The organism is Bacillus sp. SRL543 (assembly GCF_984799205.1).
In genome coordinates this window covers 3,309,149-3,325,078 of the sequence record NZ_OZ481794.1, presented here as the reverse complement: position 1 = coordinate 3,325,078, position 15,930 = coordinate 3,309,149, and the positions used below count along the sequence as shown (strand labels likewise).

At 50.4% G+C, this 15,930-nt stretch carries 19 protein-coding genes; 12 read left to right on the top strand and 7 right to left on the bottom strand.

Features of this window, described 5'->3' with window-relative positions; translation table 11 throughout:
- The first annotated feature begins 12 nt into the window (after positions 1–12).
- Positions 13–558 (top strand): histidine phosphatase family protein, encoded by a 546-nt coding sequence (locus tag AC4E8B_RS17070; protein WP_490214529.1) that lies wholly within the window; start codon positions 13–15, stop codon positions 556–558.
- A gap of 324 nt (positions 559–882) precedes the next feature.
- Here AC4E8B_RS17070 and namA read toward each other — a convergent pair whose 3' ends face one another.
- From namA to proC, 3 genes are all read right to left on the bottom strand, one after another.
- Entirely contained in the window at positions 883–1,899 is a 1,017-nt protein-coding gene (gene namA / locus AC4E8B_RS17065; protein WP_490214528.1) for an NADPH dehydrogenase NamA, read from the bottom strand.
- An 83-nt stretch (positions 1,900–1,982) separates the two neighbouring features.
- Positions 1,983–3,125, bottom strand: coding sequence for a glycosyltransferase family 2 protein (locus AC4E8B_RS17060; RefSeq protein ID WP_490219749.1), 1,143 nt, complete (start codon positions 3,123–3,125; stop codon positions 1,983–1,985).
- 55 nt (positions 3,126–3,180) lie between these two features.
- Entirely contained in the window at positions 3,181–4,026 is an 846-nt protein-coding gene (gene proC, locus AC4E8B_RS17055; protein ID WP_490214527.1) for a pyrroline-5-carboxylate reductase, read from the bottom strand.
- A 577-nt stretch (positions 4,027–4,603) separates the two neighbouring features.
- Here proC and AC4E8B_RS17050 point away from each other — a divergent pair.
- Positions 4,604–5,569 (top strand): MBL fold metallo-hydrolase, encoded by a 966-nt coding sequence (locus tag AC4E8B_RS17050; protein WP_490214526.1) that lies wholly within the window; start codon positions 4,604–4,606, stop codon positions 5,567–5,569.
- A 12-nt stretch (positions 5,570–5,581) separates the two neighbouring features.
- The gene (locus tag AC4E8B_RS17045; RefSeq protein WP_490219747.1) at positions 5,582–6,376 is read left to right on the top strand and encodes an SDR family NAD(P)-dependent oxidoreductase; all 795 of its coding nucleotides are present in this window, start codon (positions 5,582–5,584) and stop codon (positions 6,374–6,376) included.
- A gap of 232 nt (positions 6,377–6,608) precedes the next feature.
- On the opposite strand, the gene AC4E8B_RS17040 is transcribed toward AC4E8B_RS17045, so the two are convergent.
- On the bottom strand, positions 6,609–6,815 hold the full coding sequence (locus AC4E8B_RS17040; RefSeq protein ID WP_490214525.1) for a YqzH family protein: 207 nt from the start codon (positions 6,813–6,815) through the stop codon (positions 6,609–6,611).
- Between the two features lie 273 nt (positions 6,816–7,088).
- Here AC4E8B_RS17040 and AC4E8B_RS17035 point away from each other — a divergent pair, with 273 nt between their 5' ends.
- The 5 genes from AC4E8B_RS17035 to AC4E8B_RS17015 all read left to right on the top strand — a co-directional run bounded on the left by AC4E8B_RS17035 (position 7,089) and on the right by AC4E8B_RS17015 (position 10,316).
- The gene (locus tag AC4E8B_RS17035; RefSeq protein WP_490214524.1) at positions 7,089–8,348 is read left to right on the top strand and encodes a Y-family DNA polymerase; all 1,260 of its coding nucleotides are present in this window, start codon (positions 7,089–7,091) and stop codon (positions 8,346–8,348) included.
- Between the two features lie 12 nt (positions 8,349–8,360).
- Positions 8,361–8,696 (top strand): YolD-like family protein, encoded by a 336-nt coding sequence (locus tag AC4E8B_RS17030; RefSeq protein ID WP_490214523.1) that lies wholly within the window; start codon positions 8,361–8,363, stop codon positions 8,694–8,696.
- Between the two features lie 61 nt (positions 8,697–8,757).
- Positions 8,758–8,904 carry a hypothetical protein gene (locus AC4E8B_RS17025; RefSeq protein ID WP_490214522.1) on the top strand — a complete coding sequence of 49 codons (147 nt, stop codon included), beginning with the start codon at positions 8,758–8,760 and terminating at the stop codon, positions 8,902–8,904.
- Positions 8,905–9,064: 160 nt separating this feature from the next.
- A complete protein-coding gene (locus AC4E8B_RS17020) occupies positions 9,065–9,391 on the top strand; it encodes an iron-sulfur cluster biosynthesis family protein (protein ID WP_490214521.1) in 327 nt (108 codons plus the stop codon).
- Positions 9,392–9,767: 376 nt separating this feature from the next.
- On the top strand, positions 9,768–10,316 hold the full coding sequence (locus tag AC4E8B_RS17015; RefSeq protein ID WP_490214520.1) for a hypothetical protein: 549 nt from the start codon (positions 9,768–9,770) through the stop codon (positions 10,314–10,316).
- Positions 10,317–10,391: 75 nt separating this feature from the next.
- On the opposite strand, the gene AC4E8B_RS17010 is transcribed toward AC4E8B_RS17015, so the two are convergent.
- The 3 genes from AC4E8B_RS17010 to AC4E8B_RS17000 form a co-directional block, all read right to left on the bottom strand.
- The gene (locus tag AC4E8B_RS17010; protein WP_490214519.1) at positions 10,392–11,324 is read right to left on the bottom strand and encodes an alpha/beta hydrolase; all 933 of its coding nucleotides are present in this window, start codon (positions 11,322–11,324) and stop codon (positions 10,392–10,394) included.
- A gap of 154 nt (positions 11,325–11,478) precedes the next feature.
- Positions 11,479–11,610 carry a hypothetical protein gene (locus AC4E8B_RS17005; RefSeq protein WP_490214518.1) on the bottom strand — a complete coding sequence of 44 codons (132 nt, stop codon included), beginning with the start codon at positions 11,608–11,610 and terminating at the stop codon, positions 11,479–11,481.
- Positions 11,611–11,683: 73 nt separating this feature from the next.
- Entirely contained in the window at positions 11,684–12,610 is a 927-nt protein-coding gene (locus AC4E8B_RS17000) for a hydroxymethylglutaryl-CoA lyase (protein ID WP_490214517.1), read from the bottom strand.
- A gap of 180 nt (positions 12,611–12,790) precedes the next feature.
- Here AC4E8B_RS17000 and AC4E8B_RS16995 point away from each other — a divergent pair, with 180 nt between their 5' ends.
- From AC4E8B_RS16995 to AC4E8B_RS16980, 4 genes are all read left to right on the top strand, one after another.
- A complete protein-coding gene (locus tag AC4E8B_RS16995; protein WP_490214516.1) occupies positions 12,791–13,978 on the top strand; it encodes an acetyl-CoA C-acetyltransferase in 1,188 nt (395 codons plus the stop codon).
- Between the two features lie 54 nt (positions 13,979–14,032).
- Positions 14,033–14,722: a CoA transferase subunit A gene (locus AC4E8B_RS16990; protein ID WP_490214515.1), complete on the top strand. Its 690-nt coding sequence runs from the start codon at positions 14,033–14,035 to the stop codon at positions 14,720–14,722.
- A 25-nt stretch (positions 14,723–14,747) separates the two neighbouring features.
- Positions 14,748–15,416, top strand: coding sequence for a 3-oxoacid CoA-transferase subunit B (locus tag AC4E8B_RS16985; RefSeq protein ID WP_490214514.1), 669 nt, complete (start codon positions 14,748–14,750; stop codon positions 15,414–15,416).
- A gap of 62 nt (positions 15,417–15,478) precedes the next feature.
- Positions 15,479–15,850: a VOC family protein gene (locus AC4E8B_RS16980; RefSeq protein WP_490214513.1), complete on the top strand. Its 372-nt coding sequence runs from the start codon at positions 15,479–15,481 to the stop codon at positions 15,848–15,850.
- The last annotated feature ends 80 nt before the right edge of the window (positions 15,851–15,930 follow it).

Here is a 15,930-nt window from a genome sequence, read left to right as displayed (position 1 = left end):
GAGATGGGGAGCGTGAAGACACTTTATATCGTCCGGCATGCCAAAGCAGAAGGCCAGCCATTTGAAGCACGGCTGACTGAAGAGGGGAGAAGGCAGGCAGTGAAGCTTGCCGGATTTTTCAAGAATAAGCCTGTTGATTTTATCTATTCCAGCCCTTTCATCAGAGCACTGGAGACGGTCGGGCCGCTTGCAGAGTCTAAAGGGCTTGATGTCTCTGCTGACTCCCGGCTTGGGGAAAGGGTGCTGAGTTCACTCTATTTTGATGACTGGCAGGATAAGCTTAAGCAAAGCTTTGATGATTTCGGGCTGCGCTTTGAAAACGGTGAAACCCAGGAAGAAGGGATGGCAAGGGCTGCATCCGTCATAAAAGAAGCCCTCCAGCGTCCAGAGGAGCACATCCTCCTTGCCAGCCATGGAAATTTAAGCACGCTCCTGCTTAGATATTTCAACGGACAAAGCGGCTTTGATGTGTTAATGAAGATGTCCAATCCTGATGTCTTCAGGATTGCCATCAGTGATGATGGTCATATCCTTGAACGGATTTGGCTGGAAGAATGAAAGAAGAGCGTGCAGCCTTTGGGGACTGCACGCTCTTTTTGTGTCTTGAGAAGGGCAAGCGCCCTCCTCTTTTCTTATTGTCCAGCTCCAAAGCCTAGCCCCTCGAGTCATAAGCCACTCCTGGATTAAAGGCAAAGAACGCCTTTTATCCAGGAGCGTCTTATGCTTGTCGGGGCTGAACAAGGCTTTTCCGCTTTTCCTGTTGTCCAGCTCCGGGCGCTAGCCCCTCGAGTCATAAGCCAATCAGGCCAGAAGGTTAAAGTACAACCTTCCGTCCTGCTCGTCTTATGCTAGTCGGGGCTGGGCAAGCGCCCTCCGCTTTTCTTACCACCCTCTATCATATTGTTTCGGGGGTTCGATTTCGGTGCCGAGCTGTTTGGCTGCGGTTTTTGGGAAGTATGGATCGCGGAGCAGCTCACGTGCGATGAAGATGAGGTCTGCTCTGTCGTTCTGCAGGATTTCTTCAGCCTGCAGTCCGGATGTGATCAGGCCGACGGCGCCTGTCGGGATGTCTGCCTCACTTTTGATAGTTTCGGCGAATTTGACCTGGTAGCCGGGATAAGCGTGAATGCGGGCCGGCACGAGTGCTCCGGAGCTTACATCGATCAGGTCGATGCCCTGTTCCTTCATCCAGCGCCCGAACGTGACATAATCTTCGATATCCAGTCCGTTATCATTGTAGTCGCTTGCTGATATCCTCACAAAGAGCGGTCCGTCCCAAACAGCCTGGATGCTGTCGATGACTTCACTCAGGAAGCGGTAGCGGTTTTCTGCAATCCCGCCGTATTCATCTTCCCTGAGATTGGATAGGGGAGATAGAAACTCATTGATCAGATAGCCGTGGGCCGCATGGATTTCGATAACCTCGAATCCGGCTTTCTTTGCACGGACAGCACCTTCCTTAAAGGCTTCAATCGTTTCTTTAATCTCTTGTTTTGTCATTTCTTTCGGTGTTTTCATTTTTTCATTGAAAGCAACGGCAGATGGCGCAATGATTTCGCCCTCAATAACCGCTTTTCTGCCTGCATGCGCCAGCTGGATGCCGGCACGGGTGCCATGCTCCTTCATCATGCCTGTCAGCTGCTGCAGCCCCTCGATATGGTCATCGCTCCAGATCCCGAGATCCTGGGGAGAAATGCGGCCTTGCGCTGTTACAGCCGTCGCTTCCACAATGATCAGCCCGACTTGTCCGACAGCCCTGCTTGTATAATGGGTCAAATGCCAGTTCTCTACTTTTCCATCTTCATTATGGCTGGAATACATGCACATCGGCGCCATGACGATGCGGTTTTTTAGTGTAACATCTTTCACTGTATACGGAGAAAATAGCTTTGTGTCCATAATTGCCTCCTTCTTATTTCGTGCTGCTAAGCACTTTTAGTATAGCAGGGGGCAGAAGGGAAGGAAAAAGAAAGCGCTCGCGCTCATTTATTTTTTGAGCGAAGCTCCTTCAGGCTGTATTTTGTACCGCGCCAGATGATGCCTCCCCTCTTAAAGGTCAAGAAACTCGCGCGCATGATGCTGTAAATGAACAGAAGCGCTGTTAACGGAAAAACGAGAAAAAGCGCAGGTGAAAAGGGAGTCATTCGGTTTGAAATCATTGTATAGAGGCATCCCAGCAGAATGATATTTGCGGCACTGAGTCCCATGATCAGCCGATCCGGCGAAAAAACGGCAAAGAAGGGAAGCACTTGGGAAATGAAAGTGCCGGCAATGGCGAGGACCACCATGCTGATCCGGTAATGAAGGCCCGCGAATGTATTTTTCTCAAGGCCTTTCAATGCTTCTCCAAGGCTTGTATACCATTCGACTTCGAGCAGCTCCAGTGCAGCGGCGATTTTCTGCCTGTACCCAAGCCTCTTCACCAGCATCCCGAGCATCAGATCATCATCGGGCCTCATCCTGATGGCTTCGTGTGTGCCTGCTTCTTCATAAGTGTTCTTGGAAATAAGGTTAAAAGCGCCGATTCCGATCCCCGTTTTGGACTCCGGGCTATTGGCCAGCCAGGGACGTTTATAATAGGAGAAACCGAATAGGAAAAAGCCGATGAACGCCTTGAGCCAGAAGCTGTGCGCCTTTAAAGCCGGAGCAGCTGTGAGATGATCGAGCCTCTGGCGGAAGAAATAGGAAAGTGCTCTTCCTGCTGCATCTTTCCGGAACATTACATCAGCATCGGTAAAGAGGAGGATATCTCCCTTTGCCATTTTTGCTCCCTTGCAGAGCGCATGGTTTTTTCCAAGCCAGCCATCAGGCAGGGCATTGATATGAAGCACCCTGATCCTTGCATCTTCCTGCGCGAGCTTTTCCATGATTTTTCCGGTGCTATCCTCTGACCGGTCATTAACAAGTATCCATTCCAGGTGCCTGTAATTTTGCGCCAGCTGGCTGCGGATGCTCGCTTTAATTATGGCTGCTTCGTTACGGGCTGCTGTGACAATTGACAGAAGAGGGCCGGCAGCCAGCTCTGCTTCATCTTCAAGCCGGTCAAGCCTCCGCAAGCCCAAAAAAGCATCAGCCAGGGCACAGATCCATATGATGATGCAGAGCCCAAGAAGAATGGTCACCATTTTTTTCACTTCCTCCCTGTTTTTTGCTCCATTTTAAGGAAAGGGGAGAACATGTTCAACTTCGGCTATTCTTCTGCCGCAGTTCCTCTGTAATCGCTTTGCCAAGGCGCCCGGACTGAAGTGCCGCTTCTTTGATGCATAATCTGAAAGCCTCCTGGACGCCATGGCTGTCGAGCACGCGGATCCCGGCCTCCGTTGTGCCTCCCGGGCTGGTCACATTTCTCCGCAGCTCTTCCGGATCTTTATCAGAGCGGGCGAGCATGGCCGCTGCGCCTGCCAGTGTCTGGATGATGAGCTCCTTTGCTACCCGCTGATCAAGGCCGGCCTCGGCTGCGCTTTTCTCCATTGCTTCCGCCAAATAGTAGATATAGGCAGGGCCGCTCCCCGACAGGCCGGTCACTGCGTCCAGCTGTTCCTCTTCTACAAAAACCGCCGTCCCGACAGTCTCGAAAATTTCCTTGGCGAGTGCGGCCTGCTCTTTGGTAGCTTTAAGGTTTGCCGCCAGGGCAGTGGCCGATTTGCAGACTGCAGCCGATGTGTTTGGCATGGCCCTTATGATGGCAGGCTTGAGGCGGGAGAGCCTTTCAATGCTCTTCATCGGCACGCCTGCAAGGACGGAAATGATCAGCATACTTTCGTCCAGATAAGGTGCAAGCCGCGCCATCGCTTCTGCCGCATCTTTTGGCTTCATGGCCAGGATGACTGCTTCCGCTTCGGTAATAACCTCCTCCATACTGTGGGTGGCGTGTACGCCGTATATGCATGCCATTCTTTCAAGCCGTTCTTCATTGCTTTTATTGGTCACATAAATACTCTCGGCTTTCACGAGCCCGTTTTCTATCATGCCTGCAATCAGGGCTTCAGCCATGGATCCGGCCCCGATGACCGCCAGTTTTTTCATAGTGGTTCATCCTTTCTGTTTTTTGATCAGTAAAAAATAAAAAGCCCTCCGTCCAGTAAAGGACGAAAGGCTTTGCTTCCGTGGTACCACCTTCATTCACCAGTCCGTTTGTTCAGGGCTGGTGCAGCTTAGGCCCGTTAACGCCGGGACGGGACGTCAGGTTTTCCTGACAGCTCATAAGGTAGGTTCAATGTTCAAGCGGGCGGTGAAGCCTTTCAGCCGGCGGGCTTCACTCTCTTTCGCCATTTCCCATTTACTGGCCCTATTCAACGCTTCGTTTTTTATAAAAAAGATGTTTTTGTGATTATGCAAGAAAAAGAGCGGCCCGTCAATAGGCTTTCATCATGATTTTTAAAATCCCTTAAGAAAAGTTATGTGAAAATAATGACAATTGTATAGAATGAAGTTAAACTTACAGTATATACTGTCTGTGGATTCTCCGAAGTATACATAGATTCTGTGTTTTTTCCGGTATCGGCATTCTTTATCTTCCACTGAAATGATGGTGCTGCTGGAGAAGCCAGTGTTTTTATATCCATTACCTTTATTTAAATATAATTTCAAGGAGTTAAGAAAAATGGCTGAATGGAAGAATGATATCGCGAAATTAGTCATCCCCACCCCTTTTCCAGTTGGAGATGTGAATGTTTACCTGATTAAAGGCGACAGGCTGACTTTGGTGGACGCCGGCCCCAAAACAGAAGAAGCATGGGAAGCACTGAACCATCAGCTGCAGGAGCTGAAGCTGAAGCCGCAGGATATCGAACAGGTGATTCTCACCCATCACCATCCCGATCATGCCGGCCTGCTTGATTATTTTTCCCCTGAACTTGAGGTTTACGGACATCCGGCAAATGAACGCTGGCTGAACAGGACAGAGGCCTTTTTTGATATGCATGACCGCTTTTACAGGGGGCTTTTCCGCGAATTTGGCATTCCGGATGCTTATTTGCCGTTCATTGCCCTGATGAAGAAAACGCTTAGATTCTCCTGCAGCCGCTCTCTTACCGGCTCGATTTGCGAAGGCGATGAGCTGCCCGGCCTGCCGGGCTGGAGTGTGGTGGAAACCCCGGGGCATGCACAAAGCCATATAGGTTTGTACCGCGAAAAGGATGGCACCTACATCGGGGGAGACCATTTGCTTGCCAGTATTTCCCCGAATCCCCTCCTGGAGCCTCCGCTTCCTGGAGAAACAGAACGTCCAAGGCCGATGCTTCAATATAATGACTCACTGAAAAAGCTGCTGGAAATTCCTATCAGCCTTGTGTATTCTGGTCACGGCCCTGAAGTGAGCGAAGTTCCTCCGCTGATTGAAAAGAGGCTCGGCCGCCAGCATGACCGGGCAATGCAGGTCAAAGGATGGCTTGAGGAAGGGCCGCTTACTGCCTTCCAAGTATGCCAGAGGCTGTTTCCCGCCGTTTATGAGCGGGAGTTTACCCTGACTCTCTCGGAGACAGTAGCCCAGCTTGACTATTTGGAGTCGTTAGGGGAAATTGTTATTAAGGAGGAAGACGGCGCCTTCTTTTATACAATTGCTGAATGAGGTGGTTTTTTGCTGTCAGGACGTCTTAATGAAAAAAATATTGTCATCACCGGGGCATCAGGAGGCATCGGAGCGGAAATGGCTGCCCTTTGCGCAGAAAGAGGAGCGAGGCTGTGGCTTTTGGCGCGGAATCAGGAAAAGCTGGAGGAGATTGCCGGTGCACTTGGAACCCGCTATGGCGCTGAAGTGTATACAGACCGGCTGGATGTTTCTGATACAAAGGCGGTCCAGTCCGTTTTCGCCAGGATTCTGGATGAGTGGGGACATGTTGATGTGCTCGTGAACAATGCCGGTTTCGGGGTTTTCCGGGAAGCGCACGAAGCGCCGATCGAGGAAATAAAGGGGATGTTCGATGTTAATGTCATCGGGCTGATGGCCTGCACGAGCATGGTCCTCCCTTCTATGAGAAGCAGGAAGAGCGGGCATATCATTAACATCGCTTCCCAGGCAGGAAAGATCGCTACGCCAAAGTCAAGCGTGTATTCTGCCACGAAGCATGCAGTCCTCGGCTACTCGAACAGCCTCCGGATGGAGCTCGCCGATCTGGGAGTACATGTGACGACAGTCAACCCGGGCCCGATTGCCACTAATTTCTTTAATATTGCAGATGAAAAAGGAACTTATGTGAAAAATGTCCAGCGTTTCATGCTGCAGCCGCGCTATGTGGCAGAAAAAGTGGTGGATGCGATGCTGACCGGCCGGCGGGAAATCAATCTCCCGCGCTGGATGAATGCCGGCAGCACCATCTATGCCCTTTTCCCGCGCCTTTTTGAAAAGGCCGGCCGGCGCGCATTCAATAAAAAATGAGTGCGGTTTTTTTGGAGGGAATTGTAATAGTCCCGCCAGTTTTGCAGAGTTGCTAATAAAAACGGAAAGTTGCTAATAAACGGGAAAAGTTGCTAATAAAACCAGAAAGTTGCTAATAAACTGAAAAACTTGCTAATAAAAGTCAAAAATCCGCCTTTCGCCAAACAAACAGGGCCCTCCAGCAGAGGGTCCTGTTTGTTTTTCAATTGAAATACAAGTTTTCTTTCTATTCTCAAAAGTAAGGAGATCCGGTTACAAATCCATAAACCGCATCTTCGACTATTTCATGCAAATCCGCTTCTGCATCATTATTTTTCTTCTCCTCAATACTCCTGTAAAGTTCTTCAAATTCCCTGCTTTCAGGCTTGATTAAGCTGCTGTCATGGCCATACTGGCCAAGGCAGCCGGCCGCCATCTTATATATCAATTTTCTGTCCATAAAGTTTCCTCCCTCTTTGCCAGTATAGCCATTCTCTCTGCAATTGGAAGCCCCAGTCTGCCGGCTGCAAAACACTGGAAAAACAGCATATCGTCTGGCAGGCAACCCGAAATCAAGAAATTCGTCGTAAAATTTCCATTGAACACGAACGCATATTCGCTTAATATAGTGGGTATAATGAATTAGAACAGGTGTTCCTGTTGGGTCGTCTGAAGATGAAGCTAATTGGACCGCCAAGAGGAATGCAGCCAAGCACCAAGGGAGAGAGAAGAAATGATCGATTACAGCACGATGCCGAACAACCAAATATTATGTGTGGATATGAAAAGCTTTTATGCAAGCTGTTCCGCTGTGATGGAGGGCCTCGACCCGCTTGAATGCTATCTTGCTGTAGTAGGTGATAAAAAACGGAAAGGAAGCATCGTCCTCGCCGCCTCCCCGCGGATGAAAAAGGAATTTGGCGTCAAGACCGGCACCCGCTATTTCGAAATCCCAGATGATCCCCGCATTATGGTAGTAGAACCGAAAATGGCCACCTACCTGAGAATTTCCACCGAGATCACCCGTGTATTCCACCGCTACGTCCCAAAGGAAAGCATCCATACTTACAGTGTAGATGAAAGCTTCATCAAAGTGGATGGGGCAGCGAAGCTTTGGGGAGGCGCCTATACCATTGCCGAGAAAATAAAGGATGATATTGAAAGGGAGTTCCAGCTGCCCTGTGCCATCGGCATCGGCCCCAATATGCTGCTCTCCAAGCTGTGCCTTGATCTGGAGGCGAAGCAGAAGGGGATTGCAGAATGGACATACGATGACGTCAAGGAAAAGCTTTGGAAGGTTTCACCCCTGAGGGAAATGTGGGGCATCGGGAGAAGGGTGGAAAAGACCCTGAACGGGATGGGCATTTTCACGGTCGGGCAGCTGGCCCGCTATGATCTGGAAGCGCTGGAAAAGAAATTCGGGATCATGGGGAACCAGCTTTACCACCATGCCTGGGGCGTTGATCTTTCCGACATCGGCGCGCCCATCATGGAGGGGCAGATCAGCTTTGGGAAAAGCCAGATCCTGCTGCGCGACTATAAAGATGAAGGGGAGATCAAGCAGGTGATCCTTGAAATGTGCGAAGAGCTGGCAAGGAGGGCAAGAAACCACCGCAAAGCAGGAAGGACAGTCAGCTTTGGCGTCGGGTACAGCCAGGATGAATTCGGGGGCGGCTTCTACCGGTCGCGCACCATCGCCCAGCCGACAAATGTCACCATGGATATATACAAGATCTGCCTTGAGCTCTTTCAGGAAAATTACTCCGGGAAGACGGTCCGGAAAATTTCAATGGCCCTCGGCAATATCGTGGATGACCATGAATTCCAGCTCAGCCTTTTTGACCTGAACAGCTGGAAAAGCCGTGAGCTCGGATACACCGTCGACAGCATCCGCCGCCGTTTTGGATCCGGTGCACTGCTGCGGGCGATATCCTATACTGCGGCAGGGACAGCCAAGCATCGGGCCACACTGGTCGGAGGCCATAAAATGTAAGGAGGCAGAGATATGATCCGGGACAGGGGAAGGATAAAATGGACGTCGATGATGCTCCCTGAGCATGTAAAGCTGCTCCGCGACTGGGCGAAAGAAGACACCTATGAAAAATCAAAAGAACTGGATGAGCAGCAGCTTGAACAGATGAATGAGACGCTTGCCGAAGCGATGGAGTTCGGCCAGGCGGTTGCCATCACGCACTTCCGGAACCGGCGTCATGAACTCGTAATCGGAAACATTCACTATTGGGATGAAATCAGCCAAAAGCTTCATGTCATAGACCATTTTGGCGAGGTCCACCGCATCCCGCTGAACACGGTTGCGGATGTCAGGGCAGCAGGGGAATAGCGGCAGGAAAAGAGAATGGATTTGCGCAGGGGGAGCACCTTAAAGGCAGGAGGTGTTTCTTATGCCAAGAGGCAAAGAGCTTGAGCAGCTGCCTATGTCCAATATTGCTCCGGGAGCCGGGGCGGATAAAGGGAAGTTTAACCGCCATTCGCTCAGCGGAATAGAGCGGAAAGAACAGCCCCGTCCGGAAGATGCCGGGGGAAAATAGCCTTAGCCCGGAGACGGGGCCGCCATCTTCCGGGTGATTCCACATGCAGCCGGGCCTGTTTTATCAGCAGGGAAAAAGCGGAAGTGCTGAGCACGTGAAAAGGTGGAATGCCTGCTTTATGCTAGAATGGGATTATGAAACGAAAGCAGGTGATTTTCCCATGAAAATTGCAGTCACTAGAACAGCACAGGAAAAACTCAAAGAAAAAACAGCGGGAAAAGAAGGCTATTTAAAATTAAAATATGATACAGAAGGCTGCGGCTGTGTTGTCAGCGGTGTCAGCGCCTTATGGCTGGTGGATGAAGTGGATTCCGGCGACAGGGAAATCAGCACCGATGCCGGCAGCATCTTTATAGAAAAATCCAAAATAGTCTTTTATGATGAAAGCATGACAATTGATTATTCCAGCCAAGCGGGCTGCTTTCAGCTGAAAAGCCCGAATCAGTACTTAAATCCGAGAATGAGCTTTATTAACAAGATTTCCTGAGGCAGGCCGCAATGCGGTCTGTTTTTTTGGTTGTATAGGAATTTATAAATTGTAAGTTTTGGGGATAAGTATCAATTTTTGATCCACGTCCAGCAGCAGCGCCTGCCCCTGGAGGTCACAAGCCATTCCTGCCAAAAAGGCAAAGAGCGCTTTTCTGGCAGGATCGTCTTGTGCTTGCCTGGGGGTGAGCAAGGCGGGATGGGATTTTCCTGTGCTTTTGAATCAGAAACACCGGCAGAAGACGGGCAAAATGGATTTTTTTATAAATTCAGGTTTCAAAAAAGCCGTATAAGGCTAGAGAATCATAGCGCTGCTTGGCGCATGTTACATGCTGTTTCCGCATTTAATGATAGAAGGAACTGAAGGGGGCGGGAGAATGAAGAAAAAGGCAGGCTTATGGATCATGCTGGCGGCCATCTTCCTTGCAGCATGCCAGCCTAAATCCTTCGAGGAAGCGATGAGCACAGAAGTGCCTTTCAATGTGCAAAAGGTGATACATAAAGAAAAAGTGAAGGGCGGAACAATTGTTTTGTATCTGACAGAGCAGGAGCGGGAAGCAGACAATGGGGCGGAAAAGGTGCAGGCGGTTGCCGCAGCCTATCTTCAGGAAAGCAAGAAGGCCGGCTGGAAGAACGCGGGCCATAATCATTGGGAATATGAGCAGAATGATCATATGACGGTCTATCCCGAAACCTTCTATCAATATGACACAGAAGGCAATTTAAAGCATAAAGTGCCGGTCGTGTTTGGCCGGATCCGGAACGATGATATAAAGGCAGTAGAGGCGGGAAAGAAGGATGCATTCGAGCCAGCGAAGCTGATTGAGACAGAAGACGGGCGCTTTTACTTTGCGGCCGGTGAGTTCGAACTTGTGAGGGGCCTGTCTGCCGAAGGAAAAGCTGTCATACAGCAGAGAAACAGATAAGGAGATGCACGGCAATGATGCTAGGCCAGTGAATAGAGAAGGGAGGAGGCTTTAAGGAGCCTCCTCCCGAACTGTTTAAGAACCGGCCGCCACCGGATCTTTTTTTAAAACATAGTCCTCAAGAAATTCATCAATGGCTTTCTCATAATCATTGCGGTTCTCATTCAAGGACTGGGCATGGACCCCGTTCATGGCAAGAAACAGTTTTTTCGGGCCGGGCTTGCGCAGGAAAAGGGCCTCTGTCATGGTGGGCAGGATGAAATCATCCTTGGTGCTGTGGATGAACAGCACCGGCTTTTTGATCTGGTCGATGACAGCAATGGGGGACACTTCATTCAGGGAATATTTTTCCCTGAGGCGCAGGAAGATGTCTGCCACTGGCAGAACAAGCTGGGGCGGAAGCTTCATTTCTGTTTTCAGCCGGTAGGATAGCTGCTCCCTGAAATCCGAGAACGGGCAGTCAGCTACATAAAAATCGGCTCCGTCCTCAAGCATGCCGGCATACAGCAGCATGGTGGCAGCACCCATCGATTCGCCGTGGATGCCTAAAAGCAGGTCATCGCCTTTCTCTTTTTTCAGCCAGTGGACCACAGCCTGGAGGTCGAACTTCTCATAATGCCCATAGCTCGTAGTCTTGCCGCCAGATTCTCCGTGCCGGCGGTGGTCATAGATCAGGGCATTGAATCCGCGGTTGAGAAACAGATTCATATACTTGATGCTGTTTGTTTTGTTTTCGGTCACTCCATGGCAGATGATGATGTATTTATTGGATGCGTGCGGCTCTGCAAGAACCGCTTTGAGGGAATAGCCGAAAGGGGATGGGATAGAAACTTCTCTCTTCGCAAGGCTGCTGAAGGAAAGGGGATCTAACCTCCCGGCTTCTGTTTCCCTGTTAAGGATAAAGCTGTCATCCTTTTTCTTCATATACATGATCCGATTGGTGAAATACACACCGATCGAGGTTAAAAAGACGAGCAGTGAAAAAAGGTAACGGAATGCCTTTCTCAAGACGATCCCTCCAAAATTAAGGTTTTTTCTTTATTTTACCATTAGCAGATGCTCTTCGAAATGAAAACGGACCGAAAACCATCGTTTTCTTTATAAAGAAAAATTCTGCTTTAATGAACGAAAAACAGCCGCGGAAAACGCGGCTGCTGAGCAGCTATTGCGGAGAATTCTGGCCCCTTGCCGGGTGAATGGCTTTTTCCAGCTCTTCAGCTGCAATCGTATTATTGACAGTATCGCTTGACGGCTTGCCTTTCTGGCTGTTCCCTTTGTCACGCTTCTGGCTCATGCTGATTCCTCCTTTGATTTAGCATTAATTCTTAAAATGCTCACAAAGGCGGAAGTTATACAGATATACAGGATTATGAACCCGCCTGTTCCCTGGATGCCTCTCTTGCATGCAGCTGATAAACGGCGCTTTCAATCGGACGGCTGAGATGGGGCTGTACAACATCGATGGCATCTAAAAGGCGGCCCAAATCGATTCCTGTGCTGATCCCCATCCTTTCAAGCATATTCACAACATCCTCAGTTGCCGCATTTCCTGCCGCGCCTGGAGCGAACGGACAGCCCCCAAGGCCGCCGGCAGAGGTGTCGAAGCGGTCGACACCTGCCTGGAGAGCGGCAAAGATATTCGTCAAAGCCATTTTCCTTGTATCATGAAAATGTGCAGTCAGCAAAACATCCGGGAATTCCTGCTTCAGCCTGCTGAACAGGGAGTATGCTTCATGCGGGGCAGCCATGCCGATCGTATCGGCCACACTCAGCTCATCTGCACCGGCCAGAGTAAATTGGCGGCAAAGCTCAACGGTCCTTTCTTCCTCTATTCTGCCTTCATAGGGGCAGTAGAAGCTGGTCGAGATGCATGCGCGCACAAAGTAGCCTTTTTCCTTCAATTCCTCGATCAGCGGTATGATCTCCATCATGCTTTCTGCTGTTGTTTTGTTGATATTTTTCTTGTTGAAGCTGTCGCTTACCCCGACAAAGACAGCGATTGCCCGGCAGCCGGTCATATAGGCGCGCTCGATCCCCTTCCTGTTGGGGGCAAGGACGATATCACGCACCCCCGCCCCAATGGAGCTGGCGGCAATTTCTCCCGCATCCGCCATTTGCGGCACCCATTTCGGGGACACGAAGGAAGTAATCTCCATCTCGGCAAAGCCGGCTTTCTTCAGCGCAGATATGAATTCCTTTTTTACAGGGGTGGGAATGAATGTTTTTTCATTTTGCAGCCCGTCGCGCGGGCCCACTTCTATGATAGTCGCTTTCTTTGGCAGGCAGAGGGTCATGATTTCACTCCTGACAACATATTTTTATTTGTAGATTGCAAGACAATGAAAGGGCTTTCTTATATTGTAGGAGAAAAGAAAAATAAAAAGCAAGAATAATAGAAATTTTGACAAAATAAAAGGAATTTTTCATTTTTGGCTCGAACTAATACATATTGCAGTCAAGAAAGGGTGAATAGGATGAAGCAGACAGACATCGTAATAGCGAGTGCTGTAAGGACGGCTATCGGAAGCTTTAACGGGAGCCTGAAGGGAATTTCGGCTCCGGAGCTTGGGGCTGCTGCCATTAAGGGTGCATTGGAAAAGGCGGGTCTTGAGGCCGGCCAGGTGGATGAAATTATCATGGGGAACGTGCTGCAGGCAGGCCTGGGCCAGAATCCGGCAAGGCAGGCAGCTATTTTGGCGGGGATTCCTGAAAGCGTTTCCTCTATGACGATCAATAAAGTATGCGGCTCCGGATTGAAGGCAGTGCATCTCGCCTATCAGGCGATTATGGCGGGGGATGCAGATGTCGTCGTTGCCGGCGGCATGGAAAATATGAGCCAGGCTCCTTATTTGCTGAAGGGTGCCCGCGATGGATTTAAAATGGGCGATCAAAAGCTGGTCGACAGCATGGTCTCTGACGGGCTGTGGTGTGCATTCAATGATTACCATATGGGCATGACAGCGGAAAACCTGTGCTCGCAGTATGGACTCAGCAGGGAAGAGCAGGACACATTTGCGGCATGGAGCCAGGAAAAAGCGCAGAAAGCACAAGAAGCCGGGCGCTTCAAGGATGAAATTGTGCCTGTGGAAATTCCCCAGCGCAAAGGGGATCCGGTCGTCTTCGATACAGATGAATATCTGAAAAAAGGGACAACGGCAGAAAAGCTCGCAGGCTTAAGGCCGGCCTTCAAAAAGGACGGCTCCGTTACTGCCGGCAATGCATCCGGCATCAATGATGGTGCTGCTGCGCTTGTTGTGATGAGCAGGGCAAAGGCGGAAGAGCTCGGGGTCCAGCCGCTTGCTGTCATCAAAGCAAATGCAAGTGCCGGTGTAGATCCAAGCATCATGGGAATCGGACCGGTGCCAGCAGTCAAGAAGGTGCTGGAGAAAGCAGGGATTTCAATTGAAGATCTTGGATTGATCGAAGCAAATGAAGCTTTTGCCGCCCAATCGCTTGCAGTAGGCAAAGAGCTCGGCTTCAACAATGAGATTTTGAACGTAAACGGCGGGGCAATTGCGCTTGGCCATCCGATCGGCGCCAGTGGTGCAAGGGTCCTTGTTACACTTCTGCATGAGATGAAGAAGCGGAATGCAGAAAAAGGGCTTGCTGCACTATGCATCGGCGGCGGCCAGGGAGTAGCCACAGTGGTGGAGCTGGCCTAGCAGCCTGCGCTGAAGGGAAAGGCAGCAAAAAGAAAAAAGGAGAGGAGAGAAACGATGAAAACAATACATACTTCCTTCCAGGAAGCAGTTGCCGGCATCCAGGATGGAGCGACATTGATGGTAGGCGGCTTCGGACTCTGCGGCATTCCGGAGAATCTGATCCTTGCGCTCGTGGAAAAAGGGGTGAAGGATCTGACCGTTATTTCCAATAACTGCGGAGTGGACGATTGGGGTCTGGGCCTCCTGTTAAAAAACAAGCAAATCAGAAAAATGATCGGCTCCTATGTAGGGGAAAATAAGGAGTTTGAGCGCCAGGTATTGTCAGGCGAAATTGAGGTCGAACTGCTGCCGCAGGGAACGCTGGCAGAGAAAATCCGCGCAGGCGGGGCCGGCATTCCGGCATTTTATACACCAGCCGGCGTAGGGACCCCGATCGCGGAAGGAAAAGAGACAAGGACGTTCAACGGGAAGGAATATCTGCTTGAAGAGGCGCTTGCCGCAGACTTCAGCCTGGTCCGCGCCTGGAAAGGGGACCGGATGGGAAATCTCGTTTACCGGAAAACGGCGAGGAATTTCAATCCGATGATTGCGGCCGCAGGGAAAACAACCATAGCGGAAGTGGAAAACCTTGTGGAGACAGGCGAGCTTGAGCCGGAGCAGATCCATACGCCAAGCATTTATGTGCAAAGCATCATTAAAGGCAGCCAGGAAAAGCGGATTGAGCGGCTGACTGTTAAATCATAATCAAGGAGAGAAAGGAGCAGCAGACATGAGCAGCGATAAAGGCTCCGTGCGCGAGAAAATTGCCAGACGGGCAGAAAGAGAAATTGAAAACGGTTTTTATGTAAACCTCGGCATAGGCATGCCGACACTTGTGGCCAACTACATTTCCGAAAACAAGGAAGTTGTCCTTCAATCTGAGAACGGGCTTCTTGGAATCGGCCCCTATCCTGAAAAAGAAGATGTGGACGCTGACCTGATCAATGCCGGAAAAGAAACGGTAACGGCCATACCGGGTGCAGCCTATTTTGACAGTGCCGAATCTTTTGCGATGATTCGGGGCGGGCATGTCAATGTGGCCATTCTGGGCGGCATGGAGGTTTCCGAGGGAGGAGATCTGGCCAATTGGATGATTCCCGGCAAAATGATCAAAGGAATGGGCGGTGCGATGGATCTTGTCCATGGGGCACAGAAGATCATTGTCATCATGGAGCATACGAATAAAAACGGGGATAGCAAGATCCTCAAGTCCTGCTCCCTCCCGCTGACAGGAAAAGGGGTAGTGGACCGCATCATCACTGAACGGGCCGTGATTGATGTAACAGCCGATGGGCTGAAGCTGGTCGAGGTGGCGAAAGGCTTCACGGTTGAAGAGGTAGTCAGCTCGACCGGGCCGGAGCTGCAGGTGGACGATTCGGTCTTAACGGATGCATTTTAATAGAAGGCGGGTGCAGCCTTGGCGGCTGTACCTTTCTTCTGTCTTCAGAGAGGGGAATTTAAATGGGAGTTACATTTAAAGGAATTGATCATATTCAGCTGGCAGCTCCAAAAGGGACGGAAGAACAGGCCAGGGAGTTTTATGGCAAAATTTTGGGGCTTGAAGAGATTCCAAAGCCCGCCAATCTGCAAAAAAGGGGCGGCTGCTGGTTCCTGTGCGGAAGCCAGGAGGTGCACATCGGCATCCAGGATGATTTCCTTCCGGCGAGGAAGGCCCATCCGGGTTTTGCGGTTGAGAATCTCGCGGGACTGCGGAGCAGGCTGGAGGAGGCCGGGGCAATGATTAAGGAGGAGCCGCCGATCGATGGCAGAAACCGTTTCTTTACAGAAGATCCGTTCGGCAACAGGATTGAGTTTCTTGAATTCAGCAGCTGACCTTTTTTGAGCAGTGAAGAATTCGGCACCGGTCCTTGTATGCTATAATATCCTGTAAATACGCAAAAAGAGGGATAGAT